The sequence below is a fragment of the Lysinibacillus sp. 54212 genome, from assembly GCF_036662795.1.
Taxonomy (GTDB): domain Bacteria; phylum Bacillota; class Bacilli; order Bacillales_A; family Planococcaceae; genus Lysinibacillus_B.
The window spans coordinates 1-21,759 of sequence record NZ_JBAFWZ010000038.1; the positions used below are offsets into that span (position 1 = coordinate 1).

Annotated in this window: 20 protein-coding genes and 1 pseudogene; 19 read left to right on the forward strand and 2 right to left on the reverse strand. The window is 35.7% G+C overall.

The genetic code is table 11. The features are described 5' to 3' along the window. The first annotated feature begins 64 nt into the window (after positions 1 to 64). The 7 genes and pseudogenes from V4T18_RS17010 to V4T18_RS17030 all read left to right on the forward strand — a co-directional run bounded on the left by V4T18_RS17010 (position 65) and on the right by V4T18_RS17030 (position 5,337). On the forward strand, positions 65 to 595 hold the full coding sequence (locus tag V4T18_RS17010; protein WP_332651457.1) for a tubby C-terminal domain-like protein: 531 nt from the start codon (positions 65 to 67) through the stop codon (positions 593 to 595). A gap of 11 nt (positions 596 to 606) precedes the next feature. Beyond that, positions 607 to 807: a thymidylate synthase gene (locus V4T18_RS17015; protein WP_332651458.1), complete on the forward strand. Its 201-nt coding sequence runs from the start codon at positions 607 to 609 to the stop codon at positions 805 to 807. 464 nt (positions 808 to 1,271) lie between these two features. Beyond that, entirely contained in the window at positions 1,272 to 1,430 is a 159-nt protein-coding gene (locus V4T18_RS18390) for a transposase family protein (RefSeq protein ID WP_442916960.1), read from the forward strand. Between the two features lie 3 nt (positions 1,431 to 1,433). After that, a pseudogene (locus V4T18_RS18395) lies at positions 1,434 to 1,590 on the forward strand (transposase); the annotation flags it as partial. A 213-nt stretch (positions 1,591 to 1,803) separates the two neighbouring features. Next, positions 1,804 to 2,235, forward strand: a complete 432-nt coding sequence (locus tag V4T18_RS17020; protein WP_332651460.1) for a hypothetical protein — start codon at positions 1,804 to 1,806, stop codon at positions 2,233 to 2,235. A gap of 133 nt (positions 2,236 to 2,368) precedes the next feature. Next, complete coding sequence (locus V4T18_RS17025; RefSeq protein WP_332651462.1) at positions 2,369 to 4,531, forward strand: YheC/YheD family protein; 2,163 nt, start codon at positions 2,369 to 2,371, stop codon at positions 4,529 to 4,531. A gap of 158 nt (positions 4,532 to 4,689) precedes the next feature. After that, positions 4,690 to 5,337 carry a hypothetical protein gene (locus tag V4T18_RS17030; protein WP_332651463.1) on the forward strand — a complete coding sequence of 216 codons (648 nt, stop codon included), beginning with the start codon at positions 4,690 to 4,692 and terminating at the stop codon, positions 5,335 to 5,337. Positions 5,338 to 5,566: 229 nt separating this feature from the next. Here the strand turns inward: V4T18_RS17030 and V4T18_RS17035 are convergent, their stop codons facing one another. After that, positions 5,567 to 6,775: an ATP-grasp domain-containing protein gene (locus V4T18_RS17035; RefSeq protein WP_442916959.1), complete on the reverse strand. Its 1,209-nt coding sequence runs from the start codon at positions 6,773 to 6,775 to the stop codon at positions 5,567 to 5,569. 162 nt (positions 6,776 to 6,937) lie between these two features. Between V4T18_RS17035 and V4T18_RS17040 the strand changes: the two genes are divergently transcribed. The 4 genes from V4T18_RS17040 to V4T18_RS17055 all read left to right on the forward strand — a co-directional run bounded on the left by V4T18_RS17040 (position 6,938) and on the right by V4T18_RS17055 (position 11,763). After that, entirely contained in the window at positions 6,938 to 8,329 is a 1,392-nt protein-coding gene (locus tag V4T18_RS17040; protein WP_332651466.1) for a Mur ligase family protein, read from the forward strand. Between the two features lie 155 nt (positions 8,330 to 8,484). Beyond that, positions 8,485 to 8,943, forward strand: coding sequence for a hypothetical protein (locus V4T18_RS17045; protein WP_332651468.1), 459 nt, complete (start codon positions 8,485 to 8,487; stop codon positions 8,941 to 8,943). A 56-nt stretch (positions 8,944 to 8,999) separates the two neighbouring features. Next, complete coding sequence (locus V4T18_RS17050; protein ID WP_332651469.1) at positions 9,000 to 10,310, forward strand: YheC/YheD family protein; 1,311 nt, start codon at positions 9,000 to 9,002, stop codon at positions 10,308 to 10,310. A gap of 64 nt (positions 10,311 to 10,374) precedes the next feature. Then, positions 10,375 to 11,763: a UDP-N-acetylmuramoyl-tripeptide--D-alanyl-D-alanine ligase gene (locus tag V4T18_RS17055; RefSeq protein WP_332651470.1), complete on the forward strand. Its 1,389-nt coding sequence runs from the start codon at positions 10,375 to 10,377 to the stop codon at positions 11,761 to 11,763. A 67-nt stretch (positions 11,764 to 11,830) separates the two neighbouring features. Here V4T18_RS17055 and V4T18_RS17060 read toward each other — a convergent pair whose 3' ends face one another. After that, positions 11,831 to 13,198 carry a C40 family peptidase gene (locus V4T18_RS17060; RefSeq protein ID WP_332651472.1) on the reverse strand — a complete coding sequence of 456 codons (1,368 nt, stop codon included), beginning with the start codon at positions 13,196 to 13,198 and terminating at the stop codon, positions 11,831 to 11,833. Positions 13,199 to 13,496: 298 nt separating this feature from the next. Between V4T18_RS17060 and V4T18_RS17065 the strand changes: the two genes are divergently transcribed. From V4T18_RS17065 to V4T18_RS17100, 8 genes are all read left to right on the forward strand, one after another. Next, on the forward strand, positions 13,497 to 15,068 hold the full coding sequence (locus V4T18_RS17065) for a Na/Pi cotransporter family protein (RefSeq protein WP_332651474.1): 1,572 nt from the start codon (positions 13,497 to 13,499) through the stop codon (positions 15,066 to 15,068). A gap of 39 nt (positions 15,069 to 15,107) precedes the next feature. Continuing rightward, positions 15,108 to 16,364 carry a PepSY domain-containing protein gene (locus V4T18_RS17070; RefSeq protein WP_332651476.1) on the forward strand — a complete coding sequence of 419 codons (1,257 nt, stop codon included), beginning with the start codon at positions 15,108 to 15,110 and terminating at the stop codon, positions 16,362 to 16,364. Positions 16,365 to 17,106: 742 nt separating this feature from the next. Next, the gene (locus V4T18_RS17075; protein WP_332651478.1) at positions 17,107 to 17,883 is read left to right on the forward strand and encodes a hypothetical protein; all 777 of its coding nucleotides are present in this window, start codon (positions 17,107 to 17,109) and stop codon (positions 17,881 to 17,883) included. Continuing rightward, positions 17,880 to 18,239, forward strand: a complete 360-nt coding sequence (locus V4T18_RS17080) for a GntR family transcriptional regulator (protein WP_332651480.1) — start codon at positions 17,880 to 17,882, stop codon at positions 18,237 to 18,239. Before V4T18_RS17075 ends, V4T18_RS17080 begins: the two co-directional genes overlap by 4 nt. Before the next feature lie 2 nt (positions 18,240 to 18,241). Beyond that, the gene (locus tag V4T18_RS17085; RefSeq protein ID WP_332651482.1) at positions 18,242 to 18,943 is read left to right on the forward strand and encodes an ABC transporter ATP-binding protein; all 702 of its coding nucleotides are present in this window, start codon (positions 18,242 to 18,244) and stop codon (positions 18,941 to 18,943) included. Further along, positions 18,944 to 19,864 carry an ABC transporter ATP-binding protein gene (locus V4T18_RS17090; RefSeq protein WP_332651484.1) on the forward strand — a complete coding sequence of 307 codons (921 nt, stop codon included), beginning with the start codon at positions 18,944 to 18,946 and terminating at the stop codon, positions 19,862 to 19,864. It begins immediately after the preceding gene. Beyond that, on the forward strand, positions 19,833 to 20,780 hold the full coding sequence (locus V4T18_RS17095; protein WP_332651486.1) for an ABC transporter permease: 948 nt from the start codon (positions 19,833 to 19,835) through the stop codon (positions 20,778 to 20,780). Before V4T18_RS17090 ends, V4T18_RS17095 begins: the two co-directional genes overlap by 32 nt. Before the next feature lie 183 nt (positions 20,781 to 20,963). After that, the gene (locus tag V4T18_RS17100) at positions 20,964 to 21,629 is read left to right on the forward strand and encodes a hypothetical protein (RefSeq protein ID WP_332651488.1); all 666 of its coding nucleotides are present in this window, start codon (positions 20,964 to 20,966) and stop codon (positions 21,627 to 21,629) included. Positions 21,630 to 21,759: the final 130 nt, after the last annotated feature.

Consider the following 21,759-nt stretch of genomic DNA (forward strand, 5'->3'; position numbering starts at 1 on the left):
TTCGAACTAATAAAAACAGGTCAAACCCTTGATATATCAATATTTATAGAGGGAGGGGTTAAATATGAAAACTTATACGTACACACATCCGAGTCTTATTCAAACGACGGAGGATATAGAAATATATGACGAGCAAGGAATGGTAGTAGCAATTTTTCACCGTGTGTATGACAATAAACTAAAAAAGCTGCTAGATAATTATTTTGACTATCGTTATTTTTTGAAATATAAGGTGAAATCTACTACAGGTGAACAAACTTTTAGCTGTAAGAAAATGATTAGACGGGGCAAAGTTTGGTTTGAGGCATTCGACATCCGAAATCAAAAAAATTATATTATTTCCTACGAAAATTGGCGAATTGGTGTGCCCGAATTATTTATTAATTCCGGCGATTTACATATGAAAATCGATAAAGAAATGGATGATTGGTCACTATTTTATGTAGAAGAAAAAGTTGTCGCTAAATGGAAAGCAGTGTACGATGAAACGAAAGATAGATTTACAATGGTGATTGAAATTGACGAGGAAAGCCCAATCCAATCTGTGGATTTCTTCGCGGCTATCGGTCAGGCAACGTTATTTATAGGGACATAAAGGAGAGTACAATGAACGTTATATTTGTCATTACATCAACAGGAGAAGAAGTATTGGAAATGGTTTCTCAAGATGTGGCAGGATTATTAGCTGCCGTTCAAGGCGAGAGCGTCACATTTCCATTCGGCTCATTTCAATACGATTTTCATAATTTAGATCATTATTTAGAGGACGGGGTGTACCGTCAGGAGCTAGTCATTTATTTAAAGTAAAAACTTCAAAAAGCGGCTGGGACAAAACCCGAAAACACCATTTTTCTCGTTGAGAAAAATGGTGTTTTCTTAGTATGGAGAAAATTGATTTCCGTTCCGGGGACGCTTTCCAGGGGCACGGCCTGAGCCTGTAGTCTCAGGCGTCGTGCTGTTCCCCTAGGAGTTGCCCCTTCTCTACAATCAATTTATGAAGTAGCGAATTCTTACTATAGGTGTTCCACGATTTCTATAAAATCTTTACTTATGTCCCAGTCTCTATTTTATTTGGTTCCATAATATTTTTTGGGGTATTCATACAATTCACGAAAAAAAAGCACAAGCTCACCCTTTTTATATAATTGATTTGACTAGAATGAAGAGATAAAGGGGGAGTTGTGCTAAATGAATATTAACATGAATATGCAGGATTAAAAGATGTCATCATTGATCAGATAGAGGAACAGAAGGAGCGTATCGTTCTGTACATTTCACTTCCCAAAAAGGAACATACTTGTCCTAGCTGTCGTCAAAAAATAAGTAACATACATGATTATCGAATACAGAAAATAAAGCACCTAAAATGGTTTGAGTACTTAACCATTTTATTTAATAAACGTCCTCTTATTCATGCACATAACTGGTAAGTCAAAATTTTAAATAGCTATGTTTTTTGTTATTCCAATGAATTTTTAGAAGGAATCAATAATACTTCAAAGGTAATTAAAAGAAATGCCTATGGTTACCGAAAATACGAACATTTTATTGAATTATGTATATAAAAATGGGGGTGTGCATCTTGGTTAGAGGAATTCTGTTGATTGTAGCGGAAATCAACCTCTTTCGTAAGAAAGAGTAGACTAAAATGATTTACTACACTCCAACATTTGACTTAGAACCTTCTATTTGAACTCCTCTCAATGGGCAGTTCTCGTTGTCAAAATTTAGATTTCTTCATAATGTATAAGTACTAGTTATTGCGAGTGGCATTTTATGTGAGTAAGGGAGGATGTAAGTGAATTGGCTGTTGAAAATGGAAATGAGCATTTTCTATGTAAAGCATTACAAGATTTGAAATATACGCAAGATTTACTTACTAATACTCATTCTCCATATTACGGCAATTTACTCGCGAAAATTATAGGAACAGATACGATACCCTTTTTTATATTGACGAATACAGGGAAAAATTTAACCGTTTATAATGCACCATTCGACTGTAATGCCATGTATTTTCGTATAGAGTCTGTTGAATGTGATCGTAATTGCTTAAAGGTTTCTTTACTTCGTTCATTTGATATTTACGGAGATGACTGCCAGTTGATCAATGAAGTAGTAAAGCTCGAAAAAACGCCAACCGTTCATACAATCGATTTATCGCTTATAACCGCTATTCAGCTATGTGATACGTCATTGCTAAAAAATAATATATTCATTGAATCGAAATGGTGATAGAAGCAACCTAAAAATATTTTGGGGTGTTTCTTTTTTTGTTGCACATCTATCCATATGCAATAAGGCTATTTTTCATTTAATAGTTATTAAATGAAGAGAAAGAGAGGTGTATGATTTGATTACGATAGGTATGTTACATCATCGAATAGATCCAACAACTGTTTTAAAATCGTATGCATTTGCAGCTGTTGCAAAAGCAGAGGGGGTTAACTTTTTTTACTTTACGCCAAGAAGCGTCAATTTTACTGATCGTACAATAAAAGGAAAGGTCCTGGAAAATGGTGCTTGGCAAGAAAAAATACTGCCGTTTCCAGATGTTATTTATAATGCAGGAAGTCCTGAAAAGCTAGCAGTGTCAAAGGATATTATTAATAAGCTTAAAGAGGAAATTCCCTTTACAACACATTCCATCGGCAATAAATGGAATGTTACTAGACGATTACAGGAGGCAAAAGAGTTTGCAAACTATTTAATTCCAAGTGAAATCGTTAAAAACGTTCCGGCTTTTCATAAATATATAACAACTTTTGAAAGGGTTGTTTTTAAGCCAATTGATGGGCGTAAAGGAAAAGGGATTTACTTTATCTCCAAAGGAAAAACATCTGGATACGAAATAAATCATGATAATGAAACAGTAAAGTATACAAAACTTCAACTTGATGCATTTATAAAAGAAAAAATTGAGGGGGGGACGTTCATTGTTCAACCTTATATTCAAAGTAAAACCAAGTCAGGTCAAATTTATGATTTTAGAATACACGTTCAAAAGGATGGAGAAGGAAAGTGGGTAATAACTACGGTATACCCACGTATTGCCCCTACAGGATCTATTATTCCTAATATTAACAATGGTGGCTACACGAATTATTTAGAACCATTTCTAGAACAGGAGTTTAAGGAGCAGGCGTTTGATATGAAGCGACTGCTAGAGCATTTTGGGCTATCGTTAGCCAAACATTTAGACGAAATTCAAATGAAAAAATTTGGGGAGCTAATTGATGAAATAGGAATCGATATCGGATTAGATGAACATTTAAAAATATGGATTTATGAGGTGAATTGGCGTCCGGGATGTCCACCTGCATTTTATTTAGAGCTAGACGTTGTAATTCATACGATTCGTTACGCGAAATATTTGGCTGAAAACAAAGATCGGATCATAAAAAACATGAAAGAACTGAAGGTGACAGAAGTGAAGCCGAAAAGAGAGGTACCAATAATTGCAATTACAGGGAGTGCAGGTAAAACAACCACAAAGGCATTTCTCGCTTCAATTCTCGCGAAAAAGTGGAAGATTTTTGAGTCAAAGGATTATTGGAATACAACGGATCATACGGAAAAACACGCAGCAGAAATTAATAAAACACATGAGGCAGTTGTTTTAGAATATGGGATGGCTTATCCGGGTATTATTACTAAACACTGTAGCATTATTCAGCCGAATATGAGTGTTGTCACGAATGTCGGTTTAGCTCATGTTGGTAACTTTGATGGTGATATTAAGAAAGTGGCAATTGCAAAATCAGAGCTTATTCATGGCATGAAACAGGATGGGCTTCTTGTGATAAATAAAGATGATAAAAACTCGAATCATTTAGAGACCAAGAAATTTAAAGGGAAAATACTAACAGTTGGTATACGTTCTCGAGTTGCCGACTATAAAGCGTACGATGTCCAATATAAAGAGGATGGAATGCAATTTAAAATTAAGCTGCAGGGGCATGAAACGCAAATGTTTATTCCGATTCTAGGAGAGCATCATGTGTATAATGCACTAAATGCTATTGCTATTGCAGATAGATTAGGCTTTACTGCAATGGAAATTAAAGCGGGGTTAATTTTTAGAAAGCCGCCACGAAGGCTAACAATCTATAACTGCAATCAAAATATTATGCTAATCGATGATACCGTACATTCTCATCCTCAAGGTGTAAAGGCAGCATTAGATGTTCTTACTGCTGTCGGTAAAAACCGAAAAGTAGCTATAATCGGGCAAATGCGAGAGCTGGGTGATTTGCGCGAGGAAGAATATCGAAAAGTAGGGGAGTATGTACAAAAATTAGGCATTGATGTTCTCATAACATATGGCTTTAGAACAGAGGAAATTGGTGCAGCTGCAAAGGCTAAAGGTTTCCCAGCTAATAAAATATATCATTTTACTGATAAAGAGAAGCTACATGTATTGCTAGAGCAATTGGTTTCACCTAACGATACAATCCTAATTAAAGGTGCAAGTAAAACGAATATGTTTGAAACCGTGAAATATCTAAGTGATAAATTTGAAGGGAAATAATAAAGGGCATTTCTACTAGACATAATACTCTAGTGGAAATGCCTTGTTCTAGGTTCGCCAATAAATGATTGGTTAGGTACATTTTCCAAATAAAATAGCACAAACGTACTCTTTTTTATATAATTGAATCACAACACCTAGATATTTCAGGAGGAAACATGAGCAAGAAGCATATTTTTATAAGTGAAATTTTGATTAGTATGTCGTTCATATTTTTTATTGGATTGCTGCTAAATGATAAAGTATTTAAGTATATGATACTTGGTATACCAGTTTTTTCAAAAGCAGTAGCGCTATTATTCCTTACAGGTTTACTACTAGTAATACCGTTGCTAATAGTATTCGGTGTTTTTATCATAGTAAAGTACGCTTTTTACAAAAACGGATTAGGAAAGTTTGTTGTTATTTTTAACTATGTAGTAACTTTGTTAATATTAGTTGTTTGTGTTTATGGGATTTCATTACAATCTAATTATGAAAAAACGATAAGTTATTATGGGTCTAAAGAAGAACTTGTTGAAACGTTAGAAAAAAGATTACGCGAAAGAAATCCAGATTATCATCTTGAATTTGTCGATGTGAAGGTAAGTGAGGGTAATCCGATTTGGTTGGGAGTAGAAGGTGATGAATCTTTTGCTAAAACTAATTTTACTGTTAAAGTGACTACTAAAAATGAAATCGGAATGAAAAAAATGAAACAATACGACTATATGTACGAAGGTAGACAATTGCAAATAATGATAAATTGCTATTCTGATGGAAAATGCGCAATCGCTGAAAAACAGAATGGACCGGTAGTTTATTAATCCGATTATAGAAGTATACCCATGATAATTCCAGAATAATAGAATAATCATTAATCCATTGAAATCTAGCGGTACAATTAATTGATTAATCGTATAATTTTTATACATAAAGAAGAACAATGTCTACGGGATGGATTAACAAACAAAGCCTCGAAAATTTTCGAGGCTTTTCGTTTTTTTAGGTGGATTTTGTCCTTGTCTACAACCTTTTTTTTCTATAAAGCAATACCTACTGTGCTTTTAGATGAAATTGAATTTCCTTCGCTGCCTTTAGCGCATTTTTTCTTGCTTCAATTTTTGTGTTACCCTTTGCGATAATATACGCATATCGATGCCCCATTGATAAAGGCGGGATAAGGAGTGTACCTTTTCGTGGCTTAATATACACTTCCACTACACCCTTTCCTTCAGATGCTCTATTTCGCCCCGTTACTTTTACTAAGACTCCTTTTCGTTTTAGCACGATGTATTTTGTAAATACGAAATATTTATATTTTGCTTTAATATTTGGTTGCTCCCCTAAGTAAAGCTTTAGTGTTTCTTCTACTAGATTAAATCCATATGCAGCCTGGATCATTCTATTCATAGCCCCACCAGAAATTCTAGGATTAATTTCGATTAGCTTTAGACCAGATTTTGTATGACGTATTTCTAGATGCATAGCTCCGTTTTGTATTTTTAGCTCTGAAACAATTGTTTGCAATATTTCCTCAATTCCTGCTTTATATTTTTCAGGAACTTCAGCCAAAACACTATAGCCTGTAATGATAAACCGTTTCCCCTTTGTAATTTCTTGCTCAATAAAGGCGATAATATTCGGGGTACTATTATGGATAACAACTTCAATTAAAAATTGGGGACCCGTAATATATTCTTCAAGAATAACGTTTTCTTTTGGGTTTCGGCTTCGTAAGTAAGAAACATGCTTTTCTAATTCTTTTTTATTGCTAGCTAGTAAAACATCCTTAGACCCGGCAGATTTTGGAGATTTTATAATAATTGGAAATTTCATATTTTCATGCAAAATTGAATCATTTGGTTTAATGGATAAATAGTTAATTGTAAACGGGTATTTATTAAATACTTGCCTTGTTTCCTCCTTATCCTCCATCACCTTCAAGGCATTTGATAATGTATAGTTTTGACAAAATTCATCGCACAGTACAGAAGCAATATAAACATATGAATCGACAAAGCTGACAATAAGTGCAATTTCGAAGGAAAGTGCCTTTAATTTATGCACAGCTTTTTTCATTTCTATTCTATTAGATGTGTCTACTAATATCATTTTATGAACATCTGGATACGAAGTTCGTTGTTGAATTTGCTTTTCATTATTTGTAAATAGAACTGTATAGTAGCCTAAATTTTCAGCAGCTCGAATGGCTTCTCGACTTGATCCACTTTTATTAGTATTTATAAAGATTATTGTTTTCAAAGTATTCACTCCCTTTAATTCACTAAACTTGTTAGTTATCTATCTATATGTATGACCATAATACGTTTCGAATTGGTTATGTATCATGTAGTGTTCAATCATTCATACAATCAACTTTTGTCTAAGGACATATGATAGTTAGGAGAGGAGTGTGAGAACTTTATGAGACCTCTTTCAGTTAACCAGTTATTAACGGTTATTGGCGGGGAGCTTGAACAAGGATCGAAGGATATTCTTATAAGGTACGGTGCGTATCGACTAAAACAAGTAAAAGAGGCAAATACTGTTCTTTTTCTTTATAGAAGAATAATCAATTGGGATAGGGTAAAGGATTTTTCCCCGATAATTGTTGTAACAGAATGGAAATATAGTTTAAAAGATGTTCCTAAAAATGTAGTGCTAATCAAGGTGGATAATTTACAAGTAGCCTATTGGCGTTTCGTCTATTACTATCGCGGACAATTTAATCTACCTGTCATTGCCATTACCGGTACGTCCGGAAAAACAACAACGAAAGAAATGATCAAACATATTCTTTCAGAGGATAAAAAAGTCATTGCAACACACTTAAGTACCAATTCTAGAACAGCAAACCTTCAATATTTATTAAGCATTGATGACAAGACGGAAGTAGCCGTATTCGAGACGGCAGTAGGTTCGCCCGGAGATGTACTAAAAGCGGGAGAGTATTTTAAACCAACAATCGGAATCATTACAAATATCGGAGCCCATCATTTAAATTATTGTAAAACGCTTGAGGGTTATATTGAAGCAAAAGCAGAAATGCTTCAAATATTAAAACAGGGTGGAACGCTAATTTTGAACGTGGATGATGCGAATATACGTAAACTAAATACAACACCGTTTCTAGGGAAAATGATAAAAATTGGAAAACAGGATGTCTGTCAATATAAAATATCGAATATTCGTTACGGTAGAGAGGGCATGCATTTTATCGTTTCGCATGGTGGAAATCAGTATGAGGGGTATATTCCAGGTTTTGGTGAGCACCAAGTATATAATGCTGTTGCGGCAATAGCGGCAGCCCATCAAACCGGAGTGTCCATTCCATCGGCTATAACTAGATTAACGACATTTCGAAAAATGAATAAGCAATTACAACTGTTTAAAGGAATTCATAGTTCGTTAATTCTAGATGACACCTGGAGTATCACAACAACATCCCTAGAGGCGGCTATCAAAGTGCTTGAATCAGTTGGTAAAGATAAGAAAAAAATCGCAATTATCGGGACGATTACCGATCTTGGTTCATGGGGATATAGGATTCATGAACAAGCTGGAGAAATAATTTATAGGCATGATGTAGATGTGCTCGTCACAGTAGGAGAGCATGCAAGAATTATAGGGGAACATGCAAAAAAACTAGGCTTAAGTATACCGATTTATGGTTTTAACAATAGTATACTAGCTTATGAGTTATTAGAAAAAATAATAGATGAACGAACGATTGTTTTGATTAAAGGTGATATGTACAGTGAAACGATGCGTGAACTAGCATCCAAATTAAAAAAGAAAAAATCTCCCCCTTCATAAGGTTAATTTGAGAAGGGGGATTTTTGGTGGTATGAAAAACTAGGTGTTTTCTATAGTACAATTAACCATTTTATAGATTGGAAGGCATATAACCGTGTCAAAAAGTGATAGGTATTAATATAGTGTATTAGTTGATAAAGAAGGGAGGGGAAACTATGGGTATAAAATGTCCATGTGGTGTGTATGTAGATGCGGCTGCAACTGATCAAAACGTACAGTTTCTGAGCGGAGCTAATACACCAGTAAATGCAACTGGTGACTTATCTTACTATGCGAAGGTTTGTGTAACAACATTAGCTTATTCTACGGTTAAGCTTGATTTTGTTGATACAACGGATGCAGCAGCAACAACAAGAAGCTTCACATTCACGTCCACGTCCATTACGGATGTTGAGTGTGATCGTCAAGGACCGAACTGTGTAGTGACAGTTAGAGGTACTGGTACGGTTACGGGTTGCACAACGGTTTACAACTTTGAGGCGGATTTTAGAGACCAGGCATACGGTTCATATGATCAGGTTTCGAACTTTACAATCTCGGGCTTCTTTAGACAGACTGGTGCTGTCAATGTAGCACAAGGATCTGTGAAGGCGTTAGGATGCTGTGAAAGATAATTTTCAAATTAGAAACTCTTGCTTCGGCGGGAGTTTCTAATCGAGGAGGAAATACAATGAAACGAAATAGAGGGAGGTTAGGACAATACAAAGTATTAGCTTCCGAAGAAAAACTACAGCAATACCTCGTAGAAACACAGCGATATTCGTTTAGGACACTCCTCTCTTTATTAGAAAGATACGATTGTGTTTCCTTAAAGCAAACATACGGAGCTGAGGAAGTCCTCGTTTATATAAAAAACAACTCATATGTTATAGCGGTCGAAAATTCAGTTTTATCAGTTAGTGATGGAACAAGCTTGCGGGAAGTGCTTGAAGAACAGTTAGAACAATCTAAATATGTAATACAGCCCGTATTAGATTGGGAGGCTGCTACTAAAAAGGTGTATCGATCCATTATTACACTTCATAGAGCAACAAGGTTTAACGAATGGGAGATCGTCTGGAAAAATTCAAGCTGCCTGAACTTATTCGAACAGTATGCTTATTATGCCTCTTTCGATAGGATTAAAGAAGTGCTAACGCTCGTTGCGGAAAAATTATATGATGCGTATCCTGATTGCCAAACAATTGATATAGAAATTACGTATACTTTCAATAGTGAACTATGGATCTATGATACGACGATTCATTATGCAGTTAGCAAGTGGAGCCAATATCACGCGCTCTCTTCAAATACATTAGTCGCACCATTGTTACCTAAAACATCATTATTAAACTATAAAAGCTTTAGAAATTTTATGTATCGCTATTGGGAGGTAGTAATAAAACCATGTTATGGTCAGCACGGAAATGGGATTGTAAAGGTTGAGAAAAAGCTATGGCAGCCATATGATATCCATGCTCTCAATAAAATTCGGAATGCACAGCATATAGATGAAATCTACACGGATTTAAAAGGTTATTATTTTTCAGCGAAACCATACATTGTCCAACGAAGAATTCCGTTAGCAACTGTGGAGAACTGTCCAATCGATGTTCGAGTGATGCTAACAAAGGTGAATGGAGAATGGCGAGTGACAGGTAAAATTGTCAAAGTGGCTGGAGAAAATTTCTTTATTACAAATGCCGTTCAGAAGGTGCTTAAGCTAGAGGAGGCTATTGAAAAATCCTCTCTTTGGTGGAAGGATTCGTTAACAATATCCAAAAGGATGGATGAAATTTGTCTAGAGGCCGCTAATCATCTCGATCAACAAGTATTAGAGCTGCAGCATATTGGCTTTGATTTAGGAATAACAAATAGTGGACGAATATGGCTATTCGAAGGAAATTACAAGCCAGATATTTCAATGTTCTATGAATTAGATGATAAATCAATTTACGATAATGTAATGAATCATATTAGAGATGCAAAGAATTCCTCATAAAATAATATTCACCCAAGCAACGTAAAAATAGGTTTCATATGATAGTAAGAAGGGAGGGGTTCTAGTGAAGCCTTTAACAGTAAGAGAAGTCCGTAAAATATTAAGAGCTGAATTAATAAACGGGTCAGAGGATTTTAGAATAACACAAGCAGTTCACTATAGCGACAAGGATATTATTAATAAAAATACAATGATTTTTATTAGTAAAGGCGATGAAGTTCATTGGCAAAGGTTAAATAGTATAGGAAATGTACTAGCTATAACAGATAAACCACAAGAGGAATTAAAACGAAAGCTGCCAAACTTAACAATCCTTCGTGTGAAAAATGCCCAAAGAGCTTTTTGGGATTTCACAGCGTATTATCGCAATTTATTCGATGTGCCTGTAGTAGCGTTAACAGGAACCTGTGGAAAGACAACGACAAAAGAAATGATCGCGCATATTTTAAGAGGGGACATGGAGATTCAAATTTCTGAAAGCAGTAAAAATGAACCTCGACAATCCTTGACTTATTTGACAGGAATTGAAGAAAAGACAAAAGCTGCTGTTTTTGAGCTTGGCCTTGGAAACTCAGGGAATATAAGTCATCAGTGTCTCGTTTATAAACCAACTATCGGGATTATTACAAATATAGGTGTTCATCATTTAGATGGATGTAAAAACCTTGAAGGCTATATACGAGCTAAAGGAGAAATCGTTTCTGGCATTGCAAAAGATGGTACGTTAATTATTAATAGTGATGATGAAAATACGAAAAAGATCTCGCTAAAGGCGTTTAAAGGAAAAGTGATCAGTTTTGGATTAGGAGAAAAGGCAGATTTTCGAGCAAGTAATATTCAATATAGAAAAAATGGTATGAGTTTTAGTTTGAATATAGGAAATGGATCTTACGGTGTTTTTGTACCAGGGTTTGGTGAGCACCAAGTATACAATGCACTCGCTGCTATTGCCGCTGCAAGAGAGATAGGAGTTTCGATTCAAAAATCGATCATTAGACTTCGAACGTTTAAGAATATGACTAGACATTTAGAATTTTCTACAGGTATTGGTGGAAGTACAATTATTGATGATACATGGACGAACAACCCGACTTCTATAGAGGCTGCACTAAATGTACTAGATGAAATCGGTAAAGGGAAACGTGTCATTGTCGTATTAGGAGATATTAAGAGATTAGGTCAATTTGAAAAAAAATATCATCGTGAAATAGGAAACATGGTTGCAAAAAGGGATATCCATACATTAATAACGATTGGAAGTAAGGCTGAGGAAATTGCTAGACAGGCAAAAAGGGATCAAACGAAGGCAAATGTGCATATATTTAAGGATGTTAGAGGAATCATGGATATTTTAAAGCCTGAATTAAATCAAGAAACGATTCTATTAATTAAAGGACCGATGTCTAGTCGTTCGATGATTGAATTTGCACAACAACTAAAAGACATTGAATAAAATAAGAAAAAGAAGAAACCGACTGCTCCCAATCGATTTCTTCTTTTTCGTTCTATTTTCTATTGTTTTAGAATACTCGGCGAGCGGATACATAGTTTTTCGTTGCCCATGTCGAGCTTAAGCTTTGTTTAACCGCTGTACCTGATGTTGGCAATGTAATAAACTGATTGCCGCCAATATAAATGCCAGTTTGCTTAATATCTTTCCCACCATTGTTTATCGAAAAGTATAATATGTCTCCCTTTTGAAGATTCGCTTTTTGAACTGCTGTACCGACAGTTGCTTGACTACTAGCTAGCTTCGATTTTAAATTAATTCCATGCTTATTAAAGACATAGTACGTAAAACCAGCACTTGTAAATGTTAAAGTACTTTCATTATAGCTATAGCCGAATTTTGCTTTCCCTACTAAACTATTGGCAGTAGAGATAATTTTATCCGCAGTAGTCGTTTGCGGTGTTGACGTATTAGAATCTGTATTTCCCGATGATGAACTTGATGAAATAACACGTTTCGCCGTAATATAGTGCTCATTATAGTAATCTACCATCATTACGCGCGTTGTCACCCCACTAGAAGAAGGGATAATTAAACGATGATCTCCCGCATAAATTGCAACAAGTGAAGGAGTTTTCGAGCCAACAGAGCTATTGAAGAATACTAAGTCACCCTTCTTTAAGCTTGCTCGTGAAACAGTAGTCCCTTTTGTCATTAGTTCGCTTAATTTTGTTGTATTCAATGAAACACCCTGTTTATCATAAACATATTTTACGAACCCACCACCTGTAAATCGTAGTGATGCCTCGTTGTTTACAGAACCCATAGTTACTTTGTCTTTTAAAGAATAAGCCTGATCTACAATTTTATCTCCTACTGTTGCAGGGTTTGCTGATAATAATGTAGGTAAAACACGGCGTGCCGTTAAATAACTTTCAGTATAGTAAGGCTTGCTATTCATGTCGGAAATAACAATGTTTTGCTTAGAGTCTGCCATGTGAAGTAGTTTATTATCTCCAATATAAATCCCAACATGATCTGGGTCAGTACCTGTTGTTTTACTTCTGAAAAATACTAAATCACCTTTTTGTAAATCCTTTCTTGCAACGTATGTTCCTTGCTTCATCATTGAATCTTCGTTATAAGTAGCAAGATCCGCGCCATTTTTTTCGAAAATGTACATTAAAAAGCTTGCACATGAAAATTTATAAGGTGCTGTTGGTTTATACTCTGTATTGCTGTATGTTGCTTTTCCTATTAGACTTTTTCCAAGTGCGATAATTTTATCGGCAGTTTGTTCTACCTGCTGTTGATTATTGTAACTATTTGTAGCTGCCGCTGAAACTTCTATTGGTTGTAGTACGGCTGGTGCTGCTACACCTAGTGAACTAAATCCTATTGTGAATGCTAATGTTGTAGATAAAAACTTTTTATTCATGTTGTGCCTCCTGGGTTGCGTTGATAGAACCGATTTTAGCATGTAAAACGAGCGCTTTTCGGAGGAAAATATCGCCAACGTTGTACTTTGTTCAGTGTGAACGCTTGGTATAATAGCGTTTATAAGCGCTATTTACAGTTGTGTAACAATTATTACATCACCTAAAATATGGTCTAGGTGATTATTTTTATTCGATAAATAACCAAATGCTAGTAAAAATATAATAGTATGTTAATTTTCTTGTATTCGCATGTTAAGATAAGGTTTTATAAGCTTACAATAGATTGGAGGCGTTCTTATGCTGACGATTTTTGGTGGTATTGGTCTTTTCCTACTTGGAATGACGATGCTGACGAATGGTTTAAAAGAAATCGCAGGCGATGCTTTAAAGCGTTGGTTAAATACATTTACAAAAGGAACCGTTAGCTCCATTATTTCAGGTGCATTATTGACAGTTTTAGTTCAATCATCAACTGCTACAACTCTTTTAACGATTGGTTTTGTTAGTGCAGGGCTCTTAACTTTTATTCAATCAATAGGGGTCATTATCGGTGCTAATATTGGCAGTACAAGTACTGGATGGATTATATCTTTAATCGGTTTTAAAATTAGCTTACAGACGATGAGCCTCCCCATTATAGGGGTTGGTGTCTTTATGTCATTAATTGCTCCTCATGAAATAAAGAAATTCGGTAGCGTATTGGCTGGCTTTGGTCTGCTATTTTTAGGAATCGATATGCTACAGCAAGGCATGGGATCTGCACAGGATTTAATAGCATTTGATTCAATACCAGCAAATTCTTTTGTAGCCATCCTATTATTAATTATTATTGGAATTGTCATGACGGTCATTATGCAAGCTTCAAGTGCGGCTATGGCAGCGACTTTAACTGCCTTATTTGCAGGAGCGATTGATTTTGAGCAAGCAGCGTTTTTAGTAATCGGGCAAAATATTGGTACGACTGCTACAGCTTTATTTGCTGCAATTGGGGCATCCGTATCGGCAAAACGTACGGCTATGACACATTTGTTATTCAATGTTATATCAGCCGTTTTCGTCACAATTTTGTTCCCGCATTTTATTACACTTACAAAGTGGACAACTGAAATAATGACAGGACAGATTGACGAGCCACTTGCTTTGGCTATATTCCATACCCTTTTTAGTCTGTTTGGAATGCTACTATTCCTACCTTTTATAAGTCCTTTTTCAAAGCTTATAATAAGAATAATACCTGAACGTGAAAATGCTTTAACACGTAACTTGGATGATAGTTTATTAAAGATGCCTTCTATTGCCATGGATGTATGTTTTAAAACACTTCGCGATATGATGGTTAGGCTAACAGATGTGCTGCTATCAATTATAATGAAAAGAAAAGTTACCGTTGAATCTGAGAAGAGCATGATTGAGGTCGAGGAAGCGATCGAAATAACGCGAGAATTTTTAAATAAAGTACAGTCAACTTCAAAAAAAGAACGAAACAAGCATCTTTGCATTTTACATACGCTCGATCATTTAGGCAGACTTATTAAAGTATTGCGAGAAGGACAAATTATTCATGCAATCTCCTTACAGGAAACGCTGATACGACAATGGCAAGATGTTTTAGAAGACATTCAGGTTAACCTACATGATGATGAGCGAATTTTAGATTTATCGATTTTACTTGAAGAAACTTCACAAAGGATGGCGATGGAACGTCGTAACCGGCGAAATGAATATTTCGAGCGCTCTGTGATGAATGATACAGAGCTAGAGTTCGCTGTTTCAAAGGTGGAAACGATTTTATGGATCGACCGACTTGTGTATCATTATTGGCGTGCAGTCGCTCGAATGGCAGAGTTTAAAACGGCAGATGAAAAATAATAAAAGACGTTTCAACTATAGAAAAGGAGTAGTGTTCAGATGTTAAAAAAGCTCCAAGCAGTCATAGGTCAACAAATAGATGGTATGGATGAAATTGAAGATAGTCATTCCTATTTTTATGGAGATAACATAGCTGGTGATCTGTTTTTTACTAATGGGACGCTTACGCAAATTCAGGTGGATGTCCAGGAGAATGAAGAATACAAAGCGACGATTATTGAGGTAAAAGCACTAGCAGAAAAAGCGGTTAGAGTGTTTGATAATCGTCCGTTAAAGCTTGATGTAATGATCGATTTCGATACACACTATTTAGCTATATTTGAGCAACATGACGATAAATACAGCTTACCGCTACCGAATACGGGTGCACAAATTTCAATTAGCTATGGGGGGCGTTTAACTAGCGCCATATTTTATCATCCGGAAATTACTGTGCAATATGATGAGCTTATCTCTGCTCAGGAAGCAAAAGGAATATTACAGCGTGAGGATTTAATGTTGCTTTCGATTGTTGATGAACCTGATTGGCATTATGCCTATACGGCGAATCATGATATCGTCGGTGTAAATGCGGATGGAACGGTAGAAAGACTTTCCCATCAGCCAGAGCTTTCAAAGATGGGCTATGATCCATTACCAAAAATAACATCTTCATTAAGTTTCGATACGCTATTGCAAGGCGATCAATCCAATGTTATACATGAAAAAAATGAAGATAACGATAGCATTTCTTATTATTTGCAGCCTAGGTGGGATAGAGAGGAAACTGAAGGAGAGTCTGTAATTGTTGAAAATTATTCAAAACAACAGCTGTTTGAGCGAGCTTGCGAAGTATTACACCATCTAGTGGGGGAAGAATATCACAACTATAAGCTATTACGAGATGATGGAATAGAACTGCTGTTAAAGCATGCGCCATTCTATATCGAAATGCCATCCGTTCAACGTGTGATGACATTTCAATTTGTATATTTTGTAGAGGAAATTGGCTTGCATTTTCACCCTGCAGAGGTATATATCGATGTAGAATTTGCGACTATGGAAAGCTTATCCTTGTATAAACTTCCATATGAAAAATTGAAAAGCTTGCCACAACCGATAGTTTCAGTAGAACAGGCGAATGCAATCGCAAAGGGGCTTGTCGATGTAGAGCTTTCGTTTCAACGTAAGGACTTAGAAAATAATGTGTATTCACTCATATATAATATGGACTATCCACCTCATGAAGGGAATATCGAGAAAATCGATGCTTATACAGGGGAAGTAAACTTCATTGAAACGGGTTTTATAAGATGACGGATCCGTTTACAAGTGAATGAATTGCTAGATGTTATAATAAATCAAATTTATAAAGCGTTTTCGATAATAATTTGTCGAATACGCTTTTTTTTGTGTCAGTATTAGGATATTCATTCTCCTTTATTTATAGGGATAAAGTAAGAATATAACTGAAAAAGTAAGACAGACAGTCCAAACGTAGCCTAGTATCTTCTGGTTGTGAAAATCTCGCCCATTCAGAAGCTTTTCTAGAAGCTGTACTACATTAAGAAACCATAGGATTGAAAAAACGAATACACATAATAATAAAAATAATTCCATTACACACATCCTATTCTACCTTTATGTATTTTTATAATTATATCGTACTTTTGATTCATCACCATAGGTCGGGGTTGATTTCCGTTGCGCCAGAGGACAACAGATGTTTTGTGTAGCGAAAACGAAGCGTCAGCGGCACGACGTTGGTCGCGAAGGCGTTATCGCACGATGTGATGGTTTTAGCCTTCGTTCCTAAATTCCTGGGGGCGCCCGCTCGGGTTGTAGTGTGCGGTGTATTTATAGCAATCCCGAGTTATGGTGAAGAGCCCTATTATTAGACAAAGACCAAATTGTTCGTGTGATTTCCATTTGTGCTGGTGACAATATTTCACCTAAAAATTGTATTGTAAAAAATTCCTTGTAGAAATTGTTGCCAATTATAAAGTTATAGTGTACTATTTAGCTAGTACACTATAACAGTTTGATTCGGAGGCTTTTTATGAAGAGGTTTTTAGGGCTATTGCAAAAGGAATGGCACTTGTACAGAGTTTGGATATTTATCTCAATTGTATTAGGTCTTGCCGTAATTATTGGTCTCCCGCCTTTAGAGGATCATTATTTTAAAACAGCTTTAACGATTGAAGGGCTACGATTTGGGCTAATGATCGTCATATTACTAGTAGGGAGCATGAATGCAATCGCGCAATTTTTTGTTAGCCTAAGAGCAGATATTAAAGTAAAGGAGATTTGGCTCCATTCATCGAGCTCTATTTATTTCCTTGTAGGGGTAAAGCTGCTGTTTACCATAAGCTGGGTCGTAATTTTTAGTTTCGTCTTCGCCGGAATAGGTATATACAACGTCCCATCTATCTTAATCGGTACCGCTAGTGAATTATTACTGCTGCAATGCTTCATTACTTTAATAACGACACTTGTATTCTTATCTATGAATGTAACGTGTATCTTATTTTACGCGTTTTACTTATTTTTGAAACGCTATATTGGAAGAGTAGCGATTGTAATAGTAACTATAGCTTTCTTTTTGTCATTTTGGCTTTGTTTTAAATTTATAGAAACACCAATCTATGCTTCTCTTTTTTATCATGGTGAAATTTCATTAGATGCACTATTCCGCTATTTTCCAAACTTAACTAATAAAGAGATAAGTTTAGAATGGAATCGTTATTATATTGTTGAGGATATATTTATGTGGGCACAAATCATTGTCATGTATGTAGTAGGTACTAAATGGTTAGAGAAGGTGATTACTGCATGACACAGGATTTTTCACGAGAGAAGCCAATTTATAGTCAGCTTGTCGATCGGATTTGTGGAGACATCTTAAAGGGAAACATACAGCTAGGAGACAAACTTCCATCGGTTCGAGAATTTGCGGTGGAATCTGGTGTCAATGTGAATACAGTACAACGTGTTTATAAGGAGCTTGAGGCGATGGGGATTACTGAAACTAAGCGCGGTCAAGGAACATTTATTACAACGAATGAAGATACGATTCATGGACTACGAGAAAATATGAAAGAGCAGCTAGCCCTGCAATTCCTAACTTCTATTGAAGCGCTAGGCTTTTCAAAGGAAGAGATGGTTGAATTAATTCAAAAAAAGGAGGGATAAAGATGCTGAGGTTAACGGATGTTTCGTTTCAGTATACATTGAAAAAAGTGTTGAAAGATGTATCCATTCAATTTCCAATTGGCCAATTGATTGGGGTAATCGGTGAAAATGGAAGCGGCAAATCAACATTATTAAAGCTAATGGCAGGCGTATTACGTGCAAATCAAGGAGAAATAACTTGCAAAGGCAAAAGTGTGTCTAGAAGACAAACAAATGAAATTGCGTATATGCCAGATACAGATTTATTTTACGAATTTTACACTGGCGAACAGCTTTTTAAATTTTTCGCTACACAATATTCCGATTTTTCCTACGATAAGGCTTGCATTGTCTCTCAATTTTTACAGGTGGATCGTAAAACAAAACTAAAGCATTTATCTAAAGGGAATCGAGGACGAATAAAAATGGCTGCTACATTAGGAAGGGAAGTTTCCTATTATATTATGGATGAGCCTTTTGCCGGACTTGATCCGATTGCTCGAGAAATGCTTATAAAGGGTTTAATTCGTTTTACTGATATAGAAAATCAAACAATCATTTTATCAACACATGAGGTTAATGAGGTGGAGCCGATACTTGATCAAATCTTGTTGCTTCAACATGGCTCTATCGTTGCCTATGAAGGGATGGAAGATATTAGGTACGAGCGAAATGAAGACGCTGTACAATGGATGAAATCATTATATGAGGAGAAGGTGAAATAAATGGAAAAACCAATCGTACAGTTGAAAAACTTATCGAAGACGATTAAAGGAAAAAAAATTATTGATAGTTTAAATATTGATCTTTATCCGGGTCAAATTACGGGATTTCTAGGTCCGAATGGTGCAGGTAAAACAACAACTATACGTATGATGACAGGCTTAATGTATCCAACAGCTGGAGAGGTTATTATTGATGGACAATCACTTCAAGAGCATTATGAGGAAGCGATTAGTAAAGTTGGCGTAATTGTTGAAAATCCGGAAATGTATAAATATTTAACAGGCTATAAAAATTTGCTTCATTTTTCGCGTATGCATTCAAACGTGACTAAGGAAAGAATTGATGAAGTTGTTCGCCAAGTAGGGCTAGAAAAGCGAATTCATGAAAAAGTATCAACATATTCACTAGGTATGCGGCAGCGTCTCGGGTTAGCTCAAGCTTTGTTACATCGTCCAAAGTTTTTAATTTTAGATGAGCCAACAAATGGACTAGATCCGGCCGGTATTCGTGAGTTTAGAACTCATTTACGTCAAATCGCTGAAAATGAAGGGGTCTCAGTCTTTGTTTCAAGTCATTTACTATCAGAAATTGAATTGATGTGTGATCGAATCGCTATTATTCAAAACGGTCAATTAATTGATATTAGAGAAATACGAAATGAGGATACAACTGCGTTTGCGATTGAAGCAACACCATCAGAAATGGTTGAAACGGTGCTATCTGGAATGGGCATCTCTTTTGCAAAGCAAGAGGATCTTTACGTTGTAGAGGAAGAGAAAGAAAAGATTCCTTCTATTATAACGAAGCTTGTTTCACAAGGTGTTAATATTTATGGCGTACAAAAGCAGCAAATAACTTTAGAGGATAGATTCCTAGAAATGACAGGAGGTGGACAAATTGCTGAAGCTAATACAAAATGAGTGGATGAAATTATGGGCTAAAAAAGGGACCTGGGTAATAGTAGGGTTGTTGCTTCTATTAGTTATTGTCCCAGCATCTCTTTCCAAATATTATGATGCAAAAGAAAAAACCGATGAGCCTTGGCAAAATCATGTACAAGAACAAATCAAAATGAATGAAGAAATCATTGCCGAGGAGGGTGTTCCGGAAGATCATAAGCAATATTTAATGGAGGAAAATCAAAAGCTTCAATACCGTTTAGATAAAGATATCGAACTCAGTCCATCGATCACATTAGATAGAGTAATTTCCGATGGTGTAACGTACACAATGTTTATTACACTCTTTACAATTATCGTTGCAGCAAGTATCGTATCGAATGAATTTTCAACGGGAACGATTAAGATGCTGTTAACAAGACCAGTATCTCGAGCAAAAATACTAACTTCAAAATTAATTACAGTGTTTCTTTTCGGTATCTTTTTAATTGCTTTAGATTTAGTTATCAGCACGATATTAGGATTAATTTTCTACGGAACTACAACAAATGTTCAGCTCGATATGGTTGATGGATCCATTGTGGAAATCAATGTTTGGAAGGACTTAGCTTATACCCAGCTTTTATCGATGGGTGACTTTGTGATGTCGATTCTGTTCGCCTTTTTAGTTGGCTCTGTATTCCGATCAAGCTCCATTGCCATTGGGTTTTCGTTCTTTATGTCATTTATGGCAGGTACAGTTGTAATGTTATTCAGTCGCTATGAATTTGTAAAATATATTTGGATTACACATTCAGATTTAACCCAGCACAAGACGGGTAATCAGCTTGTTGAAGGGATTACGATGCCGTTTTCATTGGCAGTGCTAGCCATTTATGCAGTGGTATTTATCGTAGTGAGCTATTTAGCGTTTATGAAACGTGATGTGACTGCATAATTAACTATTCTATATAAAAATGAGTTGCCTCATAACGGGGTAGCTCTTTTTTTACATGGAAAAGCAAAAATTTAATAATAAATAGTACATATATATTTGTAGTAGGGTGAAAATGATGAGTATTTATGTCTATAGTATTTTTAATATTTTAGATATAATAGTCTTAGATAAGGAGTGGTTTTTATGGGAAAAGGGCGTATGATGATGATCAGTCTAATACTTTCAGTTTGTTTCGCTACATTGGCTGTATTAGCAATCGTATTTACAAGTGAAGATAGTCCGCTGAAGAAAGCAAAGGAAGATACTGTGAGTACAGCAAATGCCTCCGATAATGAAGAAACTACAGAAAGTATAGAAGATAATTATATTGGCAAAGGGATTGAGCTTAAGAAGGATGATGCCGGTATACATGATATCTTTTTTAAGAATGAAAAAGGATTAGAGGCAGTTAGTGATGGTCCGATGTACATAAAGGTCAATAAGGTTCAGCTTGAGAGATTCCTACCAAAGAGCTCAAAAATGAAAACGCTGGTAGATAATCGTGAAGAAGTAACAATGATTACACTTGATTTAACCGTTGTTAATGAAAGTGAAAACAGTACGCATTTTAATTTGACGCAGGCGAAAGTAAATACAGATAGTAAAGAACAAACAAAGGTAGACCAATTACTGTCAGATGATATTGGTGGCAAATTTACCTCAGGTGAGAAGAAAGAAGGGAAGCTTGTGATTTTACTAGATTCCAATCCTCGGGATATTGCAAGCTTAGAAGTGAACATAAACCCTGTAATGGATACTAATTATGAGCCGATTGGTGAGGGTGCTTCAATAAAGGTGAATTTATTTTAACATAAAGCTAGAGAGGCTGGGACATAAGTGAAAATTTTATAGAAATCGAGGAACACCTATAGTAAGAATTTACTGCTTCATAAATTGATTGTAGAGAAGGGGCGAGTGTAGCTGTCGGCTGCGCCTTTCG

Excerpts from the sequence above, each read along its gene's own strand:
- V4T18_RS17010 (WP_332651457.1), top strand. The coding sequence starts at position 65 with ATGAAAACTTATACGTACACACATCCGAGTCTTATTCAAACGACGGAG.
- V4T18_RS17015 (WP_332651458.1), top strand. The coding sequence starts at position 607 with ATGAACGTTATATTTGTCATTACATCAACAGGAGAAGAAGTATTGGAA.
- V4T18_RS17025 (WP_332651462.1), top strand. The coding sequence starts at position 2,369 with ATGTTACATCATCGAATAGATCCAACAACTGTTTTAAAATCGTATGCA.
- V4T18_RS17030 (WP_332651463.1), top strand. The coding sequence starts at position 4,690 with ATGAGCAAGAAGCATATTTTTATAAGTGAAATTTTGATTAGTATGTCG.
- V4T18_RS17040 (WP_332651466.1), top strand. The coding sequence starts at position 6,938 with ATGAGACCTCTTTCAGTTAACCAGTTATTAACGGTTATTGGCGGGGAG.
- V4T18_RS17045 (WP_332651468.1), top strand. The coding sequence starts at position 8,485 with ATGGGTATAAAATGTCCATGTGGTGTGTATGTAGATGCGGCTGCAACT.
- V4T18_RS17050 (WP_332651469.1), top strand. The coding sequence starts at position 9,000 with ATGAAACGAAATAGAGGGAGGTTAGGACAATACAAAGTATTAGCTTCC.
- V4T18_RS17060 (WP_332651472.1), bottom strand. The coding sequence starts at position 13,198 with ATGAATAAAAAGTTTTTATCTACAACATTAGCATTCACAATAGGATTT.
- V4T18_RS17065 (WP_332651474.1), top strand. The coding sequence starts at position 13,497 with ATGCTGACGATTTTTGGTGGTATTGGTCTTTTCCTACTTGGAATGACG.
- V4T18_RS17070 (WP_332651476.1), top strand. The coding sequence starts at position 15,108 with ATGTTAAAAAAGCTCCAAGCAGTCATAGGTCAACAAATAGATGGTATG.
- V4T18_RS17075 (WP_332651478.1), top strand. The coding sequence starts at position 17,107 with ATGAAGAGGTTTTTAGGGCTATTGCAAAAGGAATGGCACTTGTACAGA.
- V4T18_RS17080 (WP_332651480.1), top strand. The coding sequence starts at position 17,880 with ATGACACAGGATTTTTCACGAGAGAAGCCAATTTATAGTCAGCTTGTC.
- V4T18_RS17085 (WP_332651482.1), top strand. The coding sequence starts at position 18,242 with ATGCTGAGGTTAACGGATGTTTCGTTTCAGTATACATTGAAAAAAGTG.
- V4T18_RS17090 (WP_332651484.1), top strand. The coding sequence starts at position 18,944 with ATGGAAAAACCAATCGTACAGTTGAAAAACTTATCGAAGACGATTAAA.
- V4T18_RS17100 (WP_332651488.1), top strand. The coding sequence starts at position 20,964 with ATGGGAAAAGGGCGTATGATGATGATCAGTCTAATACTTTCAGTTTGT.